At 32.1% G+C, this 3,293-nt stretch carries 2 protein-coding genes; both read left to right on the top strand.

Annotation, left to right across the window (positions count from 1 at the left end; all coding sequences use genetic code 11):
- Positions 1–1,342: 1,342 nt before the first annotated feature.
- Entirely contained in the window at positions 1,343–2,359 is a 1,017-nt protein-coding gene (locus DWX91_RS16055) for a DUF3825 domain-containing protein (protein ID WP_118539797.1), read from the top strand.
- 289 nt (positions 2,360–2,648) lie between these two features.
- Entirely contained in the window at positions 2,649–2,999 is a 351-nt protein-coding gene (locus DWX91_RS16050) for a hypothetical protein (RefSeq protein ID WP_118539795.1), read from the top strand.
- Positions 3,000–3,293 lie beyond the last annotated feature (294 nt).

The raw sequence follows: 3,293 nt of genomic DNA, 5'->3' as shown, positions 1-3,293 counted from the left end.
ATATGTCAATATGTTTTTAAATTTTTTTGATCTTTTTTCGGCTGGAATAGTAACCGATCGGTAACTTATGTTTATCTGATAATATAACATATATTTCTTATTTTACGATAAATTCATAATTATATAAAATAGTATCACAATTCATATAAATTATCTGACATTTTATTCTTCCCGTCAATGAGTCCAGCGGAGGATCAAAATTTCGAACGTGTGTTCGTTTTGTTCTGCTCAGTCTATAGAGAACGAGTGTTCGAGATTTTCGTAGTGGTATAGTATAGTATACTACCATATTTAAGCCAGATCCGGCGTACTTAAAACTCAAACATCCGTTCGATCTCGCAGCAGCCCCGTAAGCTGGTTCACCCACACACTCTGTCAAAAATCCACTTCCAAATTCCTCTGGCACTCCCCAAATTCCCAATAAAATCAAGTAAAAATCACTTATATAATCGCCTATTTATCCTTCATCTCCCTCCACCACTTTCCAATCAAAACATCCAAAACCCTAATAAAATCAATACTTTTCATTACATTCCACTATTATTTTCACATTCCCACTTCACCTCAATCCCCCAATTCTCCAATAAAATCAACCCACAATAAAATTATCACTTCATTTAGCACAATTCCACTATTATTTTCACATTCCCACTTCACCTCAATCCCCCAATTCTCCAATAAAATCAACCCACAATAAAATTATCACTTCATTTAGCACAATTCTTTAAATTATCTCACAATATGCCTAAATTTTCACAACCTTTTTACCCCATTTTTATCCCAAATCTCCTATCTCAACTGCCCTCTCTCAATCCGTCCTAATCATCCTCTCACTCAACATAATAAACCTCTCCATCCTCTCTCACTCCAAAATACCTTATCGACACTCTTATCGAGAAAACCCAATATCCAAAAGAATTTTCTGAATTATCTATCTCAAATTTACAACTCAACTCAATTCAAACCTCATCACCCCATTTCATCCAGACCAAATAAACTCACTAAAAATCTCGATACCAATACAAACAATTCAAAACTATTCTGAAAACTTAATCTCTCCTTTCACCCTCAAAAAATCCTTAAATAGGTTTGTCTACATAAATTGTTACACAATATAATGTTCAATCACAAGAACGCGTGATATACATTAAAATCACTTGATTTCAAACGAGAATCTACCTATTGAATACATCATCTCATCCACTCACTACATCTCTCAACATAGGGGGTATGTTTAAACTAAAACAAAATCACTTCATATAATTACTACTCTAGCAGTAAAAATAAGCGAATATAAATATGAAAACTCTAAAATATAAATTTCAACACAAGGAGAATTATTATGAAATCAGAAGAAATAACAATGAATACTTACTTAGTGCCTGTTTCAAGCCCATACTACTATGATTTTGATTACTTCATCCCAATTTACGCACATACTCAGGAAGAAGCATATCAACGTACTTTATCCTTAAAAGATAGTAATTATCATTTTGAGGGTAGATTAGTAAAAAAACCAACCTATACTTATTATCCTAGTAAACTCAAAGTGAAACTTCGTGTATACCATAATTCTGAAATTAATGATATAATTAACATTGCATTTAAAAATAAAGACTCTACACAAAATTCATCATCAGAGAAAGGTTTTGCACAAATGGGATACTTTAATGTAAACTGGAACAAATATACTACTCAACTAGCCGCTATAGCTAACAAAGAAAATTGGTCTAATTCTACTTATCCTAATAATGGGATACTTGCAAACTATATAGTCAAGACATATGAGAAATTATCATCAGAAAAGAAAATTGCTATTGGAAAAGATTATGCTCTGTTCAATACAGGATTATTTAATGAATATTATGATACCCTATACGCCTACCAGACAGCTTCAGATATATCTTTTCTGACTGGATATGAATTAGGTAGACTTGGAGTAAAAGAACGTCCTGCACGGGCAAATTACTTTAAGGAACCAGAACTGTTATTATTTGACTGGCATTATCCTATCGACGTTCACTATACCCATATTCTAAATGACGAGAAGAATAAGAAACGTTTACCAAAAGAGTTTCTGAATAGCAATAACAAAATCAGTATAATGAATGGTTCACTAGACATTATGAAGAAAAGAGTATCAGCAAATTATAAGTTAGCTGTACCACAATATTATGAAGGTAAAATTCAGTTATTATTACCACTCTGTTTAATGTCAGATGACAAACCAGATGTAGCTATTGCAGTAACTAAGAAAGATAATTCCTATCAAGGTCATACTTGTATTACATTAGATATGGCATACAATAATGCTCGTCTGATTGCAAAACCAGAATCTAATTGGTTATCCCAAAACTAAATACCATCTATATAAGACAGGGGAGTTCATCTCCTGTCTTATTTTTTCTTATGGGTTAAAAACGCATCAGAATCGTCAAGAATCGATTTTTATTTCATACCCTAAGAAGTATCCATCCAATACCATAGAATCGATTCTACCTTTATTTGGTTCATTTTAGCCCACAGATTCCATATTGTAATCATCACACTCTCACTCAAACTATCGCACTTCATTCTCTCATCAGTAGAGAATATTATATTGAAAGTCATTCAGACTAAAATCAAAAAGAAAAGAGGTATATTATCACATGAAAGAAAAATTCGACTGGAAACTGTACAAAAAGATTGCATTTGAATATCTCCACGCAGATCCAGATCTTGATACATATTTAATTCCAATTACATTCCTACCACTGTCTCATCCAACGCATTATTTAGCCGTTTATGCTCATTCTGAAGAAGAAGCTTATGATTTATCCATTGAGTATTGTTCTCACCGTTATATGGTTTCTCAGAGCTTTCTAGTAAGTCCTTATCAATGCTTTAAAGGTATTCTTGAAATTAACTATAAGCTCTTTAGAATGAAAGATGAAATTGAGATTATTAGTAAAGCTCTGGAAGAATCTCATCTGGCAAGAGAATATCCAGAGATGGAATAATATTTATCATTTTCAGAACGTTCGTTCAGTTGTATTATCCATTATCGTTTGATATAATAGCCCTGTCCATAACACACTTCAAAATTAGAAGTCGTAGGAATGCTGCTATACTTTTCTCCTTTGTAATTCCACACAGGTATAGTAGCAAATAAGAGGTATTGAGTTTCCTATTCTCAATACCTCTTATTTTTTGTCTAAAATCATCATATTTCCAATAATATTAATTCAAATCTCTCATGTAGGAGAATATATATGTAGAAAACAGAGACAATAAAAACAAACTACATATATTAA

It is taken from the genome of Clostridium sp. AF22-10 (assembly GCF_003478725.1).
GTDB lineage: Bacteria > Bacillota > Clostridia > Lachnospirales > Lachnospiraceae > Otoolea > Otoolea fessa.
The sequence above is the reverse complement of the archived record's forward strand: the minus strand, read 5'-3'. Positions and strand labels throughout refer to the sequence as shown.